Source organism: Streptomyces sp. NPDC053542 (assembly GCF_044544685.1).
GTDB lineage: Bacteria > Actinomycetota > Actinomycetes > Streptomycetales > Streptomycetaceae > Streptomyces.
Window position 1 is genome coordinate 163,409 of the sequence record NZ_JBITXL010000007.1, and the last position, 18,268, is coordinate 181,676.

Genomic DNA, 18,268 nt, shown 5'->3' on the forward strand with positions numbered 1-18,268 from the left:
CCTCGCCAAGGCCCGGCCGCAGCGCGCTGCGGCGGATTACCGCCCTGCTGCTTTGCCTCCTGCCCCCGATCTCGTAAGAGTGGACGACGGTCTCTGCGCGCCGTACTGCGCGCTGCCGCAGCCCAGTGATCGAATCTCTCGTCGTCGAGGAGAGGACATCCGGAGCATGGCCCGTCTCTTGCCTCGCAGTGCGCTGTCCGAGGGGGTCGTCCGCCTGGTGCTGGGAGCGGCGGGGCGGCTGACCACGCCCCTGCTCCCGGACGACTACCTGGCGATGGCCGATCCGCTGCTGTCGCGGCGGTGGCCGGCCGGGCGGGTCGAGGAGGTACGGCCGGAGACCGCGGACGCGACGACTTTGGTGATCCGTCCCGGCCACGGCTGGCGGCCCGCGCGCCGGGCCGGGCAGTACGTTCCCGTGGGCGTGCGGATCGACGGGGTGCTGCACTGGCGTACTTACTCGCTCACCTCTCCGCCCGGCAGGCCCGGCGACCCGTTCACCCTCACCGTCAGGGCCCTGCCGGACGGCCACGTCTCCCGGTACCTGGCCCACCGCCTCCACCCCGGTGAGGTACTGCGTCTCGGCCCGGCCCAGGGCGACTTCCAGCTGCCCGACCCGCCTCCCCGGCGACTGTTGCTGCTCACCGCAGGGATCGGCATCACTCCGGTCATGGCCATGCTGCGCGACCTGGCCGACAACGGCCGCCTCGCGGAGGGCACCGACGTACTGCTGGTGCATTCCGCTCCCGATCCCGCCCGCACGGTCTTCGGCCCCGAACTGCGGTCGATGGCCGAGGACGTGCCGTGGTTCCGGCTGCACGAGCACCACACCCGCGCCGGCGCCCGCCCGGCCGGCCACCTCGCCCCGGAGCAACTGCCCGCCCTCTGCCCGGACTGGCGCGAGCGCGACACCTGGGCCTGCGGTCCCGCCGCGCTGCTGGAGTCCGCCGAACGGCTCTGGGGTGAGGAGGGACTCGCCGAGCGGCTGCACACCGAGCGGTTCCGGCCCGTACCACTGTTGCCGTCCGGTGCCGCTGACAGCGCCGCCCCGGGCGCACCCGTGCGCTTCGCAGCGAGCGGCGTGGAGACCGCCGCCGGCACCGGTACGCCGCTGCTCCACGTCGGGGAGGCCGCCGGGGTGGCCATGCCGAGCGGCTGCCGGATGGGCATCTGCTTCGGCTGCGTCAGCCCGCTGCTGCACGGCCGGGTTCGCGACCTGCGTACCGGCGAAGTGCACGGCGAGCCGGGCGACTTGATCCAGACCTGCGTCTTGGCCGCCTGCGGCCCCGTCGCCCTCGACCTCTGAAACCCCCGCGCACCGTCCTGAGCACCCCCGTACGCCCACCGGAGGAGCCACCCACCATGAGCACAGCCGTGCCGACCCATTCGACCGCTCCGGCCCTGCTCGCACCGTCCGACCGGCCCGACCCGTCCGCCGCGCCTCCGCACGGTACGGACACCGAGGCCCTGGGCCGTGCGCTCGACCGTATCCGCGCCGACGTCCTCGCCCGCCGCGGCGCCGAGGACGCCCGCTACATCCACACCGTCGTGGCCGTCCACCGCCGCCTGGAGATCGCCGGGCGGGCCGCTCTGGCGGTGTCCCTGCTGCCCCCGGCCTGGCTCGCCGGCACGGCCGCCCTCAGCACCGCCAAGATCCTGGAGAACCTCGAACTCGGGCACAACATCATGCACGGCCAGTGGGACTGGATGCGCGACCCGGCGATCCACTCCACCACCTGGGAATGGGACAACCCCACCCCGGCCTACGCCTGGAAGCACACCCACAACCACCTCCACCACACCTGGACCAATGTCGTCGGCCGCGACCGCGACCTCGGCTTCACCGTCCTGCGGATGAGCGAGGACCAGCCCTGGCACCCCGTCCACCTCTTCCAGCCTCTTCTCGCGGCCCTGGGCGCGCCCTTCTTCGAGTGGATGGCCGCCCTGTACGACCTGGAGGCCGACGGCGTACTCCAACGCCGCAAAAGCCTGCGAGCCTTCCTCCGCGACACCGCCAACACCGCACGAAAAGGCGCCCGCCAGGCCGCCAAGGACTACCTGCTCTTCCCGCTGCTCGCCGGCCCGTCCGCCGTGCCCTGCCTGCTCGGCAACTTCACCGCCAACACCGCGCGCAGCCTGTGGGCCCACACCGTCATCTTCTGCGGCCATTTCCCCGACGGCGTCCGCTCCTTCACCGAGGAAGAGATCGAGGACGAGACCCGGGGGCAGTGGTACCTGCGTCAGGCCCTCGGCTCGGCCAACATCGAGGGCGGCACCGTCTTCCACGTCCTCACCGGCAACCTCAGCCACCAGATCGAACACCACCTCTTCCCGGACCTGCCCAGCAACCGCTACGCCGAGATCGCCCCTCGCGTCCGCGAGATCCTCACCGCCCACGGCATCCCGTACACCACCGGTCCTCTCCTCAAGCAGTACGCCTCCACCTGGGCGCGCATCTGCCGCATGGCCCTGCCGAATCTCCACCGGGCAACACAGAGTCGGCCGCAAGGCGAAAGGGCTGCCTGAGGGGCCCAAAAGCTCTCCGGGGTGTTGGGCGACCTGCTCGTTGTGCGTCACCCAGCGAGGGCGAGGCTGTGTGCATGCCGGGCGATGCCGTTTCGCAGCGGTGTGCGATGCCTCTGACCCCAAGATCCCCGCCCCGGTCACCCACGCCCAGTTCAAACTGGCCATCCACACGGAGGTGAGGCGGCCCTGAGGGCCGGGCCTGCCCGGCCCGGATGGCCGGATCCATGCCGAGTGGTCATGCCTCCCCGGGACACCCGCACCGCGACGGATTACTGGCCGCGCCCGGCCGCGCTCGCTGCCTCGGCGGAGACATCCGCGGCCTGGCCAGAGGCATGAGGAGTAGCGATGAATCTTCCGGTGCGGCGTGCCGGCGGTGGTCTGGAGCAGCGGCAAGGAACAGGGCTTTCCGCCTGGGACCCGTTCGCCGAGTTCGAGACTCTGTGGAACCAGATGGGTCAGCTCTTCGGGCGGACCGTGAGCCCCGGCGGGCGCGAGGGTACCTGGATGCCGACCGTCGAGGAGGAAGAGCTCGACGACGCCTACCTGGTGCGAGCCGAACTGCCGGGCATACCTCAGCAGAACGTGAACGTGGAGGTGGACGACAACGAGCTGCGGATCACCGGAGAGGTCTCCGAAGAGCAGCAGGGGAACGTACTGTCGCGCCGCACCGGCCGGTTCTTCTACCGCACCGGCTTGCCCAGTGGTGTCGACAGCGAGCGGACCGAGGCCGAGCTGACCGATGGCATTCTGCGGGTCCGCCTGCCGAAATCGGGTTCGTCCAAGCGGCGCCGTATCGCTCTCGGCGGCAAGGAGTAGAAAGATCCGGATGACTGAGCAACGTTCCTCCTCCGCCGGGGTCGACAGGCCGGTCGTCGGCTCGTACCCGACGTATGAAGGTGCCCAGCGCGCGGTCGATTTCCTCGCCGACAACAAGTTCCCGGTGGAACACACCGCGATCATCGGTTCGGACCTGCGCATGGTCGAAACGGTGCTGGGCCGGCTCACCCTGGGCCGGGCCGCGTTGGCCGGGGCCGGTACGGGTGCCTGGTTCGGCCTGCTGATCGGACTGCTGCTGTCGGTGTTCGCCGCCGGCCGCCATGGCGTTCTGACGCTGGTGCTGAGCGGTGTGGCCTACGGCGCGGTCTTCGGCACGCTGTTCGGGCTCGCGAGCCACGCCATGACCGGTGGACGCCGGGACTTCGCTTCCCGGAGCCAGATCGTCGCGGCCCGCTATGACGTCGTCGCCGACCACGAAGTCGCCGAAGACGCCAAGAACCGACTCATCAAGCTCGCCTGGCGAGAGGACTGACCCGACGCGTCGAGGCCGGCCCCACCCGGGCGCCGGCCCCGCCCGGCAGCCCGGTCAGTTCGTCTTGCCCGTACCGTCGAGGATGACCCGGGCGACCAGTCCGGGCGCCCTGCGGAAGGGCACGTGTCCGCAGCCGGGGAGCACGACCTGCCGGGCGTGGGGGATCAACGCCCGCACCCGATTGCTCTGCCACCTCGGCAGCAGCCCGTCCCGGCTGCCCCAGGCAATGGTCACCGGTACGTCGGGGATGTCACCGGTGAACAGCCCGCCGAGCCGCCCGGCCTCCAGCACCGCCTCGAACCCGGTCGCATCCCGCATCGCGCGGAGGTCCGCGAGCAGCTCGGGCGAGAGGTACCGGGACCGGAGCGCCTGCGCGCGCCGGCCGCCGGCTGCCGCCTCCGCGCCGGACTCGACAGAGGGCTGCAGCACGGCATCCGGCAGGACCCGGGACCCCCGCCGGACGGCATTCAGCACGGCGTAGGCATAACGGCGCTCGGCTTCGCTCCAGAATCCGGCCGGCGCCAGCGCGGTCACGCTGCGCGCCAGCCCCGCCTGCCCCAACCGCAGCGCGATCAGACCGCCCAGAGAATGCCCCACCACATGCGGCCGCCGCAGACCCAAGGCCGGGAACACCGAACCCAGCAGTGCCGCAGCCGTCGGCAGGTCGCGGGGTATGGCGGGGTCCAGGTCGGGGGACTCGCCGAAACCCGGCAGGTCGAGAGCGATGATCTCGCGCCCGTCGGTGAGATGGGGCAGCACCGGGTCCCAGGCCCGCCGGCTGTTCCCGAGACCGTGCAGGAGTACGACCGGCTCGCCGGCCCCATGCCGCTCGTAGGCCAGCACCACCGGAGGGAACCCGGCCGGTCGTCCTTCGGCCAGTGAGCCGTTCGGAGGCCGTGCGGGGTCCTCGCTCCCGGTACCGCTGAGCGACTCCGCAGAACGAAGGAAAGGAACCCGACCCCACATCGGCTACCTCCCGCACATGCTCCGGACCGTCCTTTTCTCTTACCTCCTATGGAAGCAACCTCTAAGCTGGCTTGCAGGTTTTTGGCGGTGAGAGGGGCTGGACGTGGCCAACTTGCCCATCGACGACGAGCGCGCGGCCCTCTACACCATCGGGCAGGTCGCCGACATGCTCGATGTGCAGGTCGCCTTTCTCCGGCGCCTTGATGATCAAGGCGTGGTCGTTCCCGGGCGCTCCGCCGCGGGCCAGCGGCGTTACTCCCGCAGGGAGATCCACCGGGTGGCCGAGGTGCTCGAGCTCATCGAGGAAGGCGTCACGCTGGCCGGCGTACGCCATGTCCTCGCACTCCGGGGCAGGGTTGCCGAGCTGGAGGCCGACCTGACCCGGCTGCGGACGGGACGGCAGGCGGAAGAGGGCCGCTCCGCGCCGTAGCGGAGAAGCAACCTTGACAAGGGTCGGCTCAGGTTCTATGTAGGTGCGTAGGGAACTTCTCGGCAGCCGCTGACGCGGGCGGATGAGGAGGCGGAGCCCCATGGCGCGTACGGTGGGAATTGATCTCGGTACGACCAACTCGGTGGTCTCGGTCCTGGAAGCGGGCGAGCCCACGGTCATCACGAACACGGAGGGCGCGCGGACCACGCCGTCGGTCGTGGCGTTCGCGAAGCGCGGCGAGGTGCTGGTCGGCGAGGTCGCGAAGCGGCAGGCGGTCACCAACGTGGACCGCACCGCGCGCTCGGTCAAGCGGTACATGGGCGACAAGGACTGGCGCTTCCCGCACGAGGGCAGCATCGACGGCAAGCGGTACACCGCCCAGGAGATCTCCGCTCGCGTGCTGCAGAAGCTGAAGCGGGACGCCGAGGCGTACCTCGGCGAGGACGTGACGGACGCGGTGATCACGGTTCCCGCGTACTTCGACGACACCCAGCGGCAGGCGACCAAGGAGGCCGGTGAGATCGCGGGGCTGCACGTCCTGCGCATCATCAACGAGCCCACCGCCGCCGCCCTGGCCTACGGGCTCGACAAGGAGAACGACCAGACGGTCCTCGTCTTCGACCTCGGCGGCGGCACCTTCGACGTCTCGCTGCTGGAGATGGGCGAGGGCGTCATCGAGGTGAAGGCGACCAACGGCGATACGCATCTGGGCGGTGACGACTGGGACCAGCGGATCGTCGACCATCTGGCCAAGCAGTTCAAGAACGCGTACGGCGTCGACCTGACCAAGGACAAGATGGCTCTCCAGCGCCTGCGCGAGGCCGCGGAGAAGGCCAAGGTCGAGCTGTCCAGCACCTCCGAGACCACGGTCAACCTGCCCTACATCACCGCCTCTGCGGAGGGGCCGCTGCACCTGGACGAGAAGCTGACCCGCGCCCAGTTCCAGCAGCTCACCGCCGACCTGCTGGAGCGCTGCAAGGGCCCCTTCCACCAGGCGGTCAAGGACGCCGGGATCAAGGTGTCCGACATCAACCACGTGATTCTGGTGGGCGGTTCGACGCGGATGCCGGCGGTGACCGACCTGGTCAGGGAGCTCACCGGCAAGGAGCCGCACAAGGGCGTCAACCCGGACGAGGTCGTCGCCATCGGTGCGTCGCTGCAGGCCGGTGTCCTCAAGGGTGAGGTCAAGGACGTCCTCCTGCTGGACGTCACCCCGCTGTCCCTCGGTATCGAGACCAAGGGCGGCATCATGACCAAGCTCATCGAGCGCAACACCACGATCCCGACCAAGCGGTCCGAGACCTTCACCACGGCCGAGGACAACCAGCCCTCGGTGGCCATCCAGGTCTACCAGGGCGAGCGCGAGATCGCGGCGTACAACAAGAAGCTCGGGATGTTCGAGCTGACCGGTCTGCCGCCGGCCCCGCGCGGCGTCCCGCAGATCGAGGTCTCCTTCGACATCGACGCCAACGGCATCATGCACGTGACCGCGAAGGACCTGGGCACGGGCAAGGAGCAGAAGATGACCGTCACCGGCGGCTCCGCCCTGCCCAAGACCGACATCGACCGCATGGTGCGCGAGGCGGAGCAGCACGCCGAGGAGGACCGCCGTCGGCGCGAGGCCGCCGAGACCCGCAACCAGGCCGAACAGCTCGTGTACCAGACCGAGAAGCTCATCAGGGACAACGCCGACAAGGTCCCCGCCGAGGCGAAGAGCGAGACCGAGAGCGCGCTCGCGGAGCTGAAGGAGAAGCTCAAGGGCGAGGACACCGCGGACATCCGGCAGGCCATGGACAAGGCCGCGGCTGCCGCGCAGAAGATCGGCAGCGCCCTGTACGCACAGGGCCGGGCCGACGGTGAGACGGCCGGAAAGCGCGCGGAAGGCAGCGGTCCGGAGTCCGGTACGGAGGAAGAGGTGGTGGACGCCGAAATCGTTGACGACGACCGTTCGCAGGCGGGTTGACGATGAACCGCAGCCAGCTGTCGCCCACGGAACTGCAGCGGCTGCTCGACGAGCGGACCGGTGATCTGCAGCGGGTGAAGGCCGAGTACGACAACTACCGCAAGCGCGTACAGCGGGACCGGATGGCCCTGCGCGAGATCGCCGTGGTCAACGTTCTGCGGGCGCTGCTGCCCGTGCTGGATGCCGTGGACCGCGCCCGCGCCCACGAGCCGATGACCCCGGGCCTCAGGGAGATCATCGACACCCTGGGAACGGCGCTCGGTTCGCTCGGGCTGCAGTCGTTCGGCGAGGAGGGCGACGCCTTCGATCCGGCCCGGCACGAGGCCCTGACGCACCACGTCGTCACCGACGCCGACCGCCTGACCTGCACGGAGATTCTGCGCCCGGGGTACCGGATCAGAGGCCGCCTGCTGCGCCCCGCCCAGGTGGCCGTCACCGGCCCGCCACCCGCTGTGGAGCCGGGTGGTGCCGGTGAGCAGCGGGAGTACGCTGAAATCATCCCCCTGAGAGAGAGGCGGTGAGGCGGCCATGGACACCGGTATCGCCATCGCCGTTATCCTCGCGATGATCGTCCTGGGGGCGTTGCTGATCCACCGGCTGAACGACCAGACGACCGGACGAATCGCGGCGCACCCGCACGGCCACCGCCCGCACAGCCACCGGGACGTGCCGCGTCACCGGCGGCTCCATCGGCGGTGACGTCCCGACGGCCGCCCCTCACCGACGGGCCCCCACCCCCTGAAGCACATCCGTAGTTCCGCCGGGTCAGTCCCCCGCAGGGCGGGCGGCCCCGATCGGCGGCGGGGTGCCGACGGTGCGGCCGAAGTAGTCGGTCTTGCCCGGGTCGGTGCCGAAGCGCTTGCGCAGGTCCAGGCCCTTGCCGCGCAGGGTGTCGCAGTCGGGGACGAGCAGCCGCGCGTCGGCGGCGGAGCGGATGTCCGGCAGCGTGCCGCCGGTGAAGCAGGGACGGACGGCCAGGCCGGTGGGATGGTTGTTGATGGTTTCCTGTGAGGTTGCGGTGCGCCAGGGCGCGAGGCCGAAGTACGTACGGCCGGCCCAGTTCACGGCCCACTCACCCGTGGGCGCGCGGTAGTTGTTGCCCTGCAGGATGACGTCACGGGGGTCGAGACCGCGCTCCGCGGCGACCAGTGGGGAGCCGTCAGTGACCAGGAGGTTGTTGCGGACGGTGACGTCCTTCTCGCCGCGCTCCAGTTGCAGTGCGGGGCCCATGCCCTTCGGGGAGGCCGTCATGACCACGGTGTTCTGGTAGATCGCCAGCTTGCGGATGTCCGTGCCGTGGACGGCGAGACCGCCGTGCAGGGGCAGCTTGCGCCCGTCGTTGTCGCTGATGTTGTAGCGAATCGTGTTGTCGGTGTGTGCGCCGTTCACGTAGCGCGCGTAGGCGTAGAAACCGGGTCCGTCGTTGTGGAAGGCCAGGTTGTACTGGATCTTCGACGACGAGACGTTGGAGTCGAGCCCGAAACCGCCGCCGTCGACGCCGGAGCCGGTGTGGTTGCGGTAGGCGGTGTTGTGTTCCAGCAGTACTCCGGTGGCGTCGTACGCCCAGATGCCCACCGGACCGGCCGGCGCCTCGGCGGCGGAGCGCTTCCCGTTGTCGTGGGCGCTGGAGTCCCGCACGGTGGCATGGCGTACGCCGCCGAGGATGATGCCGTTGCCGCTGTGGGTGGTGTCGATCTTGGGGTCGCCGGAATTACGGTACGCCTCGACGTCTGTGAGGGCGATGTTCCGATGCGCGTATCCCGGCTTGTCGGGGTGGAAGGCGGGGCCGTAGGTCAACAGTCCGGAGTCCTTGTTGGCATGGAGCTTCGCACGATGGATCGTCACATCGTTGAAGCCGGTTCGGCCGGCCGCGCCGCCGACCGCGATGCCTATCCGGAATCCGGAGACATCGACCCCGGAGATTCGCACACGGTCCAGCTTCGTGTTGTCCGGGAGGTCGCTGAAGAGATTGACGCCGCTGTCGTGGGTGTAGGAGGCGCCCTTTCCGACGAGACGGAGGTCGCGGATCGTGACCCCGGCGGTGTTGTGGACGGAGACTCCCGGGGCGCCGGTAGCGGTGATCGTCGCGCGCCCCTTGCCGTACGACCCGATCACCACGGGCTCGCCCGCGTCGCCCGCTTCGCCGCGCGCGAGGGTGATGGTCCCGGTGAACCTTTCGCCGCCCTTGAGCAGCAGCTGGTCGCCGGGGTGGAGCCGTACGCGTTCGGCGCGTCCGAGGGTGCGCCAGGCGCTGCCCGGCGACGTACCGTCGTTGCCGTCGTCGCCGTGCGCGCTGAGGTAGTACGTGTGCTGAGGCGGTGAGTAGTGGGGCGTTGCGCCGCACCCGCTGGCGGCGATCACCAGGATCGCGGCGGTGAGGGCGACCGGTGCGTAGCGTGCGGAGGCCGCGGTGGCGGCGGTACGGCGCATCGTGATCACGCCTCCACAGGGGCCTGGGGCGCCCGATAGGGAACGGAGGGCTCCACGTGACGGCCCGCGAACCAGGCGACCGTGTGCCGCAGACCCTCCTCGATGGGGACCACCGGAGCCCAGCGGAGTTCCTCGCGGGCCAGGGTGATCACCGGGCACCGGCGGGTCGGGTCGTCGACGGGCAACGGGCGGTGCTCGACGCGGGAGGACGAGCCGGTCAGGGAGAGCACGAGTTCCGCGAGCTGGCGGACGGTGCGCTCGCTGGGATTGCCCAGGTTCACCGGGCCGCTGTGGTCGCTGTCGAGCATCGCGACGATGCCGCGGACGAGATCGTCGACGTAGCAGAAGCTGCGGGTCTGGCTGCCGTCGCCGTAGATGGTCAGCGGGCTGCCCGCCAGCGCCTGGCGGACGAAGGTGGACACCACCCGGCCGTCGTGCGGCCGCATCCGCGGACCGTAGGTGTTGAAGATCCGTACGATCCCCACGTCGACGCCGAGGCTGCGCCGGTACGCCATGGACAGCGCCTCCGCGTACCGCTTGGCCTCGTCGTACACGCTGCGCGGGCCGACCGGATTGACGTTGCCCCAGTACTCCTCGGGCTGCGGGTGGACCGCGGGATCGCCGTACGCCTCGCTGGTGGAGGCCAGGACGAAGCGGGCGCCGTGCCGGCCGGCCAGCCGCAGCGCGTTCTCCGTTCCCCGGCTGCCGACGGACAGCGTCTCCAGCGGCAGCCGGTGATAGTCCGGGGGCGAGGCGGGGCTGGCGAGGTGGGCCACGGCGTCCACCGCGCCGCTCACGTCGAACGCCGCCGTCACGTCGGTACGGCCGAGCCGGAAGCGGGGATCCCCGATCAGATGGGCGACGTTCGCCGGTTTACCGGTGGAGAAGTTGTCCAGGCACCACACCGTGTCTCCTCTGCGGAGCAGGGCCTCGCACAGGTGGGAGCCGAGGAATCCGCCACCGCCGGTCACTACGACCTTCATGAGATGCCCTCCATGAGTGGCGCCGGGGCGACGGTGCGCGTCGGCGCGTCCGGCACGGCCGAGTCGGACCGCGGTCGGCCCAGCGCGTGCAGCTTCCAGCCGGCCGAGGACCAGGGCTCCGCGTCGAGGCTGTTACGGGCGTCCAGGATGAGCGGGTCGCGCACCACGGCGGCGAGCGCCGCGGGATCGATCTGCCGGTACTCCGGCCACGGCGTGAGATGCAGAACCAGGTCCGCGTCCTCACAGGCCAGGGGGATGTACGGCGCGTACGTCAGGTCGGGGTGGACGGCGCGCGCGTTGTCCAGGGCCTCCGGGTCGTGCACCCGTACGGTCGCCCCTTGTCGCTGAACGGCTGCCGCGACGGCGAGGGCCGGCGAGTCCCGTACGTCGTCGCTGCCCGGCTTGAAGGCCGCTCCGAGGACGGCGATCCGCCGCCCGGTCAGCGATCCGCCCAGGAGCTGCCGTGCGCGGTCGACGGTGCGCCGCCGCTGCCGGGTGTTGATCCGGTCCACCTCGTGCAGGAACGCCACCGCCTCACCGGCGCCCAGCTCCTCCGCGCGGGCCGCGAAGGCCCGGATGTCCTTGGGGAAGCAGCTCCCGCCGAAGCCGAGCCCCGGCTCCAGGAAGCGGTCGCCGATCCGGGTGTCCGCGCCGATGGCCCGGGCGAGGACCGCGGCGTCGGCGCCGGCCGCGTCGCACACCTCCGCCATCGCGTTGATGAAGGAAATCTTGGTCGCGAGGAAGGAGTTCGCCGCCACCTTGACCAGCTCGGCCGTGGCCGGGTCGGTACTGAAGAACGGCACCCCCGCCCGCAGCATGGGCCGGTAGATCTCCCGGAGCACGGCGTCGGCGCGCCGGGAAGAGACGCCCACGACTAGCCGCTCGGGCCGCATGGTGTCCCCGACCGCACAGCCTTCGCGCAGGAACTCGGGATTCCAGGCGATCTCGGCGTCCGAGCCGGTCGCGGCCAGCCGGCTGCCGAGCCGGGCCGCCGTGCCGACCGGCACGGTGGACTTGCCCACGACCAGGCTGCCCGGGCGCAGATACGGTGCCAGGCCGTCCACAACGGCGTCGACATACCGCAGGTCGGCGGCCTCGCCGTCGGTGCGCTGCGGGGTGCCCACGCACACGAAGTGCGTCTTGGCGAACGCGGCGCCTTCCGCGAGAGAGGTGGCGAAGCGCAGCCGGCCGGAGTCGACGGCGCGGGCGAGCAGCTCGTCGAGGCCCGCCTCGCGGATGGGTGCGCGGCCCGATGCGAGGAAAGCGATCCGTTCGGCGTCGATGTCGATGCCGAGGACCTCGTGGCCGATGTCGGCCATGCATGCGGCGTGCACCGTTCCGACGTATCCGGTGCCGATGACGGTCATTCTCATGGTGTTGCTCCTTGCTACGCACGCTGCTGCGCCGGGGCGGCGTAGCCGTGGGGGTTGTGCTGCTGGAATCGCCAGGCATCCCGGCACATGGCGGCCAGGTCCCGGGTGGCGCGCCAGCCCCAGGCGCGTTCCACCGCGGTCGCGTCGGCGACGAGTTCGGTCACATCGCCGGGCCGGCGAGGCACGATCTTGTACGGGATGGGCCGCCCGCAGGCGTCGCCGAACGCGGCGATGACGTCGAGGACCGACCGGCCGGCGCCGACTCCCAGGTTGAACACCTGCATCCCGGGGGCGTCGGCGAGGTGTTCCAGCGCGACGCGATGGGCCTCGGCGGTGTCCATGACGTGGAGGTAGTCGCGGATCGCAGTGCCGTCGGGGGTGTCGTAGTCGTCGCCGAACACACTGAGCCGCTCGCGTCGGCCGATGGCCACCTGCGCCACGTACGGCATCAGATTGTCAGGAGTGCCGCGCGGGTCCTCGCCGAGCAGTCCGCTCGGGTGGGCGCCGACGGGGTTGAAGTACCGCAGCGAGAGCACGGTGAATTCCGGGTGGCGGCGGCATACGTCGGCGAGGATCTGCTCGCAGGCCCACTTGGAGGCCGCGTACGGATTCGCGGGCCGGGCCGGGGCGGTTTCGTCGAGCGGTACGCGCCCGGCATCGCCGTAGATCGAGCAGGACGAGGAGAACACCAGCCGGTGCACCCCGTGCTGCTGCATGGCCCGCAGCAGGTTGGTCGTCCCGCCGACGTTGGTGTCGTAGTACTCGACGGGCAGCCGCGTCGACTCGCCCACGGCCTTGCGGGCGGCGAAGTGCACGACGGCGTCCACGGAGTGGCGGTCGAAGACGGCCGAGAGGGCGCGGCGGTCACGGACGTCCACGTCGTGGACGGCTTTGATGCGGCGGCCCGTGAGCCTTTCCACTCGGGTGAAGACGCGCGGCGTGCTGTTGGAGAAGTCGTCGACCACGATCAGCTCGTAGCCATGGCCGAGCAGTTCGACGCAGGTATGGCTGCCGATGAAGCCGGCTCCGCCGGTGACGAGGAGGGTGGACGGGGCGCTTCCGTGCGCACCGATACTGGTCATCGCGCTCACCGGCCCAGGACGGCCGCCAGGTACGGCGGGTAGAAGGTGATGGCCGTGGCGAGCGGCAGCAGCGGCGCCACGGAGATCAGCAGGGGGACGCGGGCTGTGGCCATGGAGGTACGCAGCCGGGTACCGGCTGCGCGGGCCGCCTCACGGACGTGCAATATCGCGACCATGACGCTGACCAGCGCATATGCCGTCGCACCGAGGATGCACAGGAAGACGTATCCGATGGCGGGACCGGTCAGTTCCCCGATGATCGCCGCTGTCGAGAGGCCCACCGCGAGCCCCACATAGGGGAGCACGAGGCGTTTTGGCAGGTGCTCCAGGCCGCTGCGGTCCTTGGGCGTGACCTTGAAGTAGATGGGCCGGCGGAAGGTCTCCTGGATGATCGCCCCGAGTACACCCCAGGCCACGAACGGCCAGCGGGCGAGCATGAACAGCCACAGCTCCCAGCTCATGATGGGGGCGCCGCGTGGTCGTAGCAGCCCCCGGCGGCGCAGCAGCAGGAGGAGCAGCACCAGCCAGAGGGTCATCGCCCAGAAATGTCCGAGGAACGCCAGGTAGTTGACGCTGACCCACACCTGCCCGGTCACCGCGGCGACGGCCGGCAGGACGACGCCGGCGGCGGCGCCGAGCGCCAGCAACGGGTAGTAGATCAGGACGATCGTGAACCGCAGCCGCATATGGAGGGGCATCCGCGGCATGTGGCGCGGGAGCATCCCGAACATCATCGCCACGAGGCTGCGGGACCACTGGTACTCCTGGGTGATCATGTCCGAGAAGGTCATGGGCCCCAGGCCGTGCGCCTCGGCGTCGATCGCGAATGCGCCTTGCCAGCCGGCGGAGTTGAGCAGAAAGCTCGTGGTGAAATCCTCGGCCAGGTCGGGCCCGAGGCCACCGATCTCGCGCAGTGCCTGGGTACGCACCCCGTAGTGGGATCCGATGCACACGGGGGCCAGCCGGTCGACGTGGCCGAGCTGGAACGGGCCGTGGAACGGGGCTTCCCGGTGCAGCCGGCCGCGTGCCGCCCACGAGTCGGCCGCATTGACGTCGCAGATGCTGGGCGCGGCGACATAGCCGATGGCCGGGTCGGCGAAGGGGCGGACGACCTCCGCCAGATAGCCGGGGTGCGGCTCGTGGTCGCAGTCGAACTGGACGACGACGTCGTAGTCCCGGTAGCCCCAGTGGTCGTAGAAATAGGCGAGATTGCCTTCCTTGCACTTGGTGCGCCGCGGCCAGGTGGTCCGGTTGTACCCCGGAATGCCGCGCCGGGTGGACACGCGGACACCGTTCTCGTGGCACCACCGCTCGGTCTCCGGGGACGGGTCCTCATCGCAGAGCCAGACGTCGTACGCGTACGGGAAGTCCTGCGCCGCCATCGCCTCCAGCGTGTGGCGTGCCATGGTCCATGGCTCCGAGGGGGCCCGGGTCACGGCGACGGCCAGCCGCACGCGGGGGATCTCGGTCGCCGGATCGACCTTGGGCAGTCGCGCGACCGCGAGGAGGAAGTAACTGGCCTGGATGGAGAGGTAGAGGAGCAGCAGGCTGGTCAGGGCCAGCCCGGCCCAGGTGACACGGTGCCCCGGCTCCAGCCACCACGACCAGAAGGCCCCGAAGGAGATCAGCCAGCCGGCGGCCAGTACGCCGATGGTGACCATGTCGTGGGTGGCCAGGGTGGGGACGTACGTCGACCGGTCGGCCTTGAGTGTGCGCGGGGGACGGGCGAAAAGCGGTCCGTTGTGAGTGATCCGGGCGACGTTGCCGCCGGAGATTCTCACGATCTGGGCTTCCAGCGTCGCCAGGTCCGGAGCGGGCTCTCTGTGCGTCATGATCCGACGCTCCTGAGTGAGTAAACGGGGTACGCTGACGGCGTATGTTTACGTCGTATATGTACGACTTTGATCCCATTACTCCGTAAGGTCAAGGGGCAACCTGGAGGCGGCCATGGAGAACGACACGCAAGGCGAAGGCGGCCGGCGAGCCAGTGATCGGGGGCACTACGGGCGGCTGACCAGGGAACGCGTACTGGCCACGGCGCTTGAGGTGGTCGACCGCGACGGACTTTCCGGGCTGAGCATGCGGAAGCTCGGTGCGGAGCTGGGCGTGGAGGCGATGGCCCTGTACCGGTACGCGGCGAGCAAGAGCGAACTGCTGGACGGGCTGGTGGAGGCGTTCTGCGAGGAGTTGGAGCAGGTCCTGGGAGAGGAGCCCGAAGGCGTCGGGGAGCCGCCGCCCGGAGGAGTCGGGCAGCTGCCGACGGGTGAGTGGCGGCGGGGGCTGCACCGTATCGCGCTCGCCACCTACCGGGTCGGGCTGCGCCACCCCCACGTGGTGCCCCTGCTGGCCACCCGCCTGCTGTCCACCCCGCTGGCCCGGCGGCCACCGGCCGTGCTGCGCAGCGACGAGCGTGTCCTGGCCCTGCTGCGCGCCGGCGGCATGAACGACCGCCGCGCGGTGTCCGTCCACCGGGCCTTCACGGCGTGGCTGCTCGGATACCTCATCGTCGAGCTGCGGGCCATGGACGACGAGCCCGCCGAGCCGGACCCGGCGTTCCGGCTCGGCCTGCACCGGATGCTGGCGCAGGAACTGCCCCGGTTGCGGGCGACCGCCATCGCCATGGCCGACCAGGGCGGCCCGGAAGAGCTGGCGGCCGGCCTGGACGCACTGCTCGACCGCTTCAGCTAGGCGCTCAGCCCTTGGCGGCTGCCGGCGGACGCGACGGCCGACGCATCCGGAGACGGGGCGACCACTTCGCCGGTGCGGCGGATCTTCTGCCAGCGCAGCCGCGCACCCGTGGCGGCCGTGATGCAGGAGTGGATGAGCACCACGTACATCAATTGCCGGTAGACGACCTGCTGGAGGGGGAGCATCACCAGGCAGCGGCAGCGCTCCCGGTCGAGGCGGAACGCGTAGACGGCGCACAGGAGCTGGAAGAGGAGCAGCAGGCACCAGACCGCCAGCGACTTCCATGGGGAGAGGAAGATCATCCCGTAGAGGGTGAAGACGTCGATCACCGGCGACAGCAGTGGGGCACCGACGTGGAAGATCCCCACGAGCGGCATGCCGACCCTGCCGAAGCGGCCCGAGGGCCCGCGCTCGACGACCGAGTGGCGGTGCTTCCACAGCGCCTGCATCGTGCCGTAACTCCAGCGGTAACGCTGCCGCCACAGCAGGCGGAAACTGCTCGGCGCCTCGGTCCAGGCGACGGCGTGCTCCTGATAGACGACACGCCAGCCCGCGCGGTGCATGGCGATGGTGATGTCGGTGTCCTCGGCGAGGGTGTCCCCGCTCATGCCGCCCACCTCCTCCAGCGCCCGGCGGCGGAAGGCTCCGACCGCGCCGGGGATGGTCGGTATGCAGTCCAGGGCGTCGTACATCCGGCGGTCGAGGTTGAAGCTCATCACGTACTCGATGTGCTGCCAGGCGCCGATGAGTGACCTGCGGTTGCCGACCTTGGCGTTACCCGAGACCGCGCCGATGCGCGCGTCGGCGAAGGGCTGGACGAGTGCGGAGACGGTGGACGGTTCGAAGACGGTGTCGCCGTCCATCATCACGATGATGTCGTGGCGAGCGTGGACGATTCCGTTGTTGAGCGCCGCGGACTTGCCGGCGTTGCGCTGCCGCAGGACGCGGACGTTCGGCAGCCCGAGGGCCTCGACGATGTCCGCTGTGCCGTCGGTGGACCCGTCGTCGATCACGATGACTTCGATGGGATGCGTACTGGCGGTCAGCGATCGCACGGTATGGGCGATGCACTCCTTCTCGTTGTACGCGGGCACCAGGACCGACACCGGTTCGGTGACCGGCGGCCCCCAGGAGAACTCCTCCCGGGAGCGCTTGGGGTTGCGCTGGCGGTGGTGCCGGCCGGCCAGGACCAGCATCATGACGAAGCGGAGGACGACCAGACCGCCGACGACGTAGAAGAGGTACGCCAGCCAGGGAGCGGTCCCTATCGCCACCGCTGTCACGGTCAGCATCGCCCGGCCCTTCCAGGCGGTCGTTCCCGTGGCGTCGTGCATGGCGCTCGCGGACCCCATGGCCGTGCTGATCGTGGTGAACCGGTACCCCTTGGCCTTCATATGCGTGATGTAGGCGTCCACGCCCTTGAGGGACTCGGAGCGGTCGCCGCCCGCGTCGTGGAACAGCGTCAGGGCGCCCTTGTCGCCCTGCGGGGTGGCGTTGCGGACGATCTTCGCGACGCCGGGCTTCTTCCAGTCGTTGCTGTCGGTGTCGACGTAGGCGGTGGTGTAGCCCTTGGAGGAGAGGTATTTCAGGACCGGGAAGGCCCTGTCGTCGATGGCGTCGGGAGTGCTGGAGTACGGCGTGCGGATCAGCGAGGTGGTGACGCCCGCAGCCCCGGCCAGCGCCGACTGCGTCCTGGACAGCTCCTGATCGATGCTCGCGTGGCTCCTGTACCCGAGGTTGGCGTGGCTGAAGGTGTGCACGCCGACCTCGTGGCCCTGGTTCACCATCGTGCGTACCAGGGAGGGGTGGCGGGCGATGTTCTGGCCGATCAGGAAGAAATCGGCGCGCACGTGGTGCCGGCGCAGCAGCTCGAGCACCTTGGGCGTCCAGGAGGGGTCCGGACCGTCGTCGAAGGAGAGCACGATGGTCTTCTGCGGAAGGGAGCGGCCGACCAGCTTTCCGTGCTCCTGGCCGATGACCGGGCCGCCGTCGCGGATCGACGCGGGCACCCGGTCCCAGGTTCCGGCCTTGTTCGCCTTCGGGTCGATCTTCAGCTGCGCGTGCATGTGGCCGTTGAGCATCAGCAGGCAGGCGAGAGCGAACAGGCCGAGGACGGCGAGCAGGAACCGGGGACGGGGCAGGGCGCGCCGCACGACGCTGCCGGCGCGGCGCAGCGCCCTCGGCACACGGTGTCGTGCGATCACGGGACGCTCCCACTCCGGTATGCGGCGGACGACGCGGGCACCGGATCCGGGGCGCGGCCGGAATCACCCATGAAGGAGATGCCGATCAGAGCGGCATAGGCAAGGCAAGCGAGGGCCAGGACAATTCCGAGGACCCAGAGGAGGCGAGCCCGGCGGCCGGAGGAGGCGACGAATACCGGGTGCTCGTCGCCCTGCTTGAGCTGCAGAGTCATCACAGAGATTCCATTCAAATCGTCCGAGCCTCCCGGGTGTTGACACCGGGAAACAACGCTTTGGCTTTCTATCGAGGCGCACTGGCTCACCGGCCCGATTTCCTC

The 18,268-nt window shown here is 70.2% G+C and carries 17 protein-coding genes; 9 read left to right on the top strand and 8 right to left on the bottom strand.

The features are described from left to right. Positions 1 to 274 precede the first annotated feature (274 nt). From ACIGXO_RS21230 to ACIGXO_RS21245, 4 genes are all read left to right on the top strand, one after another. Positions 275 to 1,303 carry a ferredoxin reductase gene (locus ACIGXO_RS21230; protein WP_399789676.1) on the top strand — a complete coding sequence of 343 codons (1,029 nt, stop codon included), beginning with the start codon at positions 275 to 277 and terminating at the stop codon, positions 1,301 to 1,303. Between the two features lie 56 nt (positions 1,304 to 1,359). After that, positions 1,360 to 2,523 carry a fatty acid desaturase family protein gene (locus tag ACIGXO_RS21235; RefSeq protein ID WP_399788904.1) on the top strand — a complete coding sequence of 388 codons (1,164 nt, stop codon included), beginning with the start codon at positions 1,360 to 1,362 and terminating at the stop codon, positions 2,521 to 2,523. Positions 2,524 to 2,868: 345 nt separating this feature from the next. Further along, positions 2,869 to 3,339 (top strand): Hsp20/alpha crystallin family protein, encoded by a 471-nt coding sequence (locus ACIGXO_RS21240; RefSeq protein ID WP_399788907.1) that lies wholly within the window; start codon positions 2,869 to 2,871, stop codon positions 3,337 to 3,339. A 10-nt stretch (positions 3,340 to 3,349) separates the two neighbouring features. Then, complete coding sequence (locus tag ACIGXO_RS21245; protein ID WP_399788909.1) at positions 3,350 to 3,832, top strand: general stress protein; 483 nt, start codon at positions 3,350 to 3,352, stop codon at positions 3,830 to 3,832. A gap of 54 nt (positions 3,833 to 3,886) precedes the next feature. Here the strand turns inward: ACIGXO_RS21245 and ACIGXO_RS21250 are convergent, their stop codons facing one another. Then, positions 3,887 to 4,675: an alpha/beta fold hydrolase gene (locus tag ACIGXO_RS21250; protein WP_399788912.1), complete on the bottom strand. Its 789-nt coding sequence runs from the start codon at positions 4,673 to 4,675 to the stop codon at positions 3,887 to 3,889. Between the two features lie 226 nt (positions 4,676 to 4,901). On the opposite strand from ACIGXO_RS21250, the gene ACIGXO_RS21255 reads away from it, so the two are divergent. From ACIGXO_RS21255 to ACIGXO_RS21270, 4 genes are all read left to right on the top strand, one after another. Then, positions 4,902 to 5,228 (top strand): MerR family transcriptional regulator, encoded by a 327-nt coding sequence (locus ACIGXO_RS21255; RefSeq protein ID WP_399788916.1) that lies wholly within the window; start codon positions 4,902 to 4,904, stop codon positions 5,226 to 5,228. Positions 5,229 to 5,328: 100 nt separating this feature from the next. Next, positions 5,329 to 7,191: a molecular chaperone DnaK gene (gene dnaK, locus ACIGXO_RS21260; RefSeq protein WP_399788918.1), complete on the top strand. Its 1,863-nt coding sequence runs from the start codon at positions 5,329 to 5,331 to the stop codon at positions 7,189 to 7,191. A gap of 2 nt (positions 7,192 to 7,193) precedes the next feature. Continuing rightward, complete coding sequence (gene grpE, locus ACIGXO_RS21265) at positions 7,194 to 7,712, top strand: nucleotide exchange factor GrpE (protein ID WP_399788922.1); 519 nt, start codon at positions 7,194 to 7,196, stop codon at positions 7,710 to 7,712. A gap of 7 nt (positions 7,713 to 7,719) precedes the next feature. Continuing rightward, positions 7,720 to 7,890 carry a hypothetical protein gene (locus tag ACIGXO_RS21270; RefSeq protein WP_399788925.1) on the top strand — a complete coding sequence of 57 codons (171 nt, stop codon included), beginning with the start codon at positions 7,720 to 7,722 and terminating at the stop codon, positions 7,888 to 7,890. A gap of 66 nt (positions 7,891 to 7,956) precedes the next feature. On the opposite strand, the gene ACIGXO_RS21275 is transcribed toward ACIGXO_RS21270, so the two are convergent. The 5 genes from ACIGXO_RS21275 to ACIGXO_RS21295 are packed head-to-tail and all read right to left on the bottom strand — an operon-like array spanning position 7,957 to position 14,891. Continuing rightward, positions 7,957 to 9,621, bottom strand: a complete 1,665-nt coding sequence (locus ACIGXO_RS21275) for a right-handed parallel beta-helix repeat-containing protein (protein ID WP_399789679.1) — start codon at positions 9,619 to 9,621, stop codon at positions 7,957 to 7,959. 5 nt (positions 9,622 to 9,626) lie between these two features. After that, complete coding sequence (locus ACIGXO_RS21280) at positions 9,627 to 10,604, bottom strand: UDP-glucuronic acid decarboxylase family protein (protein WP_399788928.1); 978 nt, start codon at positions 10,602 to 10,604, stop codon at positions 9,627 to 9,629. After that, positions 10,601 to 11,977, bottom strand: a complete 1,377-nt coding sequence (locus ACIGXO_RS21285; RefSeq protein WP_399788931.1) for a UDP-glucose dehydrogenase family protein — start codon at positions 11,975 to 11,977, stop codon at positions 10,601 to 10,603. The genes ACIGXO_RS21280 and ACIGXO_RS21285 overlap by 4 nt, the downstream gene beginning before the upstream one ends. Positions 11,978 to 11,991: 14 nt before the next feature. Beyond that, the gene (gene galE, locus ACIGXO_RS21290) at positions 11,992 to 13,059 is read right to left on the bottom strand and encodes a UDP-glucose 4-epimerase GalE (protein WP_399788934.1); all 1,068 of its coding nucleotides are present in this window, start codon (positions 13,057 to 13,059) and stop codon (positions 11,992 to 11,994) included. Positions 13,060 to 13,064: 5 nt separating this feature from the next. After that, positions 13,065 to 14,891, bottom strand: coding sequence for a glycosyltransferase family 2 protein (locus ACIGXO_RS21295; RefSeq protein WP_399788937.1), 1,827 nt, complete (start codon positions 14,889 to 14,891; stop codon positions 13,065 to 13,067). A gap of 115 nt (positions 14,892 to 15,006) precedes the next feature. Here ACIGXO_RS21295 and ACIGXO_RS21300 point away from each other — a divergent pair, with 115 nt between their 5' ends. After that, positions 15,007 to 15,747, top strand: a complete 741-nt coding sequence (locus ACIGXO_RS21300; RefSeq protein ID WP_399788940.1) for a TetR/AcrR family transcriptional regulator — start codon at positions 15,007 to 15,009, stop codon at positions 15,745 to 15,747. Here ACIGXO_RS21300 and ACIGXO_RS21305 read toward each other — a convergent pair. Further along, positions 15,744 to 17,951 carry a bifunctional polysaccharide deacetylase/glycosyltransferase family 2 protein gene (locus ACIGXO_RS21305; protein ID WP_399788943.1) on the bottom strand — a complete coding sequence of 736 codons (2,208 nt, stop codon included), beginning with the start codon at positions 17,949 to 17,951 and terminating at the stop codon, positions 15,744 to 15,746. The two genes, ACIGXO_RS21300 and ACIGXO_RS21305, sit on opposite strands and share 4 nt — an antisense overlap. Then, positions 17,948 to 18,163: a hypothetical protein gene (locus ACIGXO_RS21310; protein ID WP_399788946.1), complete on the bottom strand. Its 216-nt coding sequence runs from the start codon at positions 18,161 to 18,163 to the stop codon at positions 17,948 to 17,950. Before ACIGXO_RS21310 ends, ACIGXO_RS21305 begins: the two co-directional genes overlap by 4 nt. Between the last annotated feature and the right edge of the window lie 105 nt (positions 18,164 to 18,268).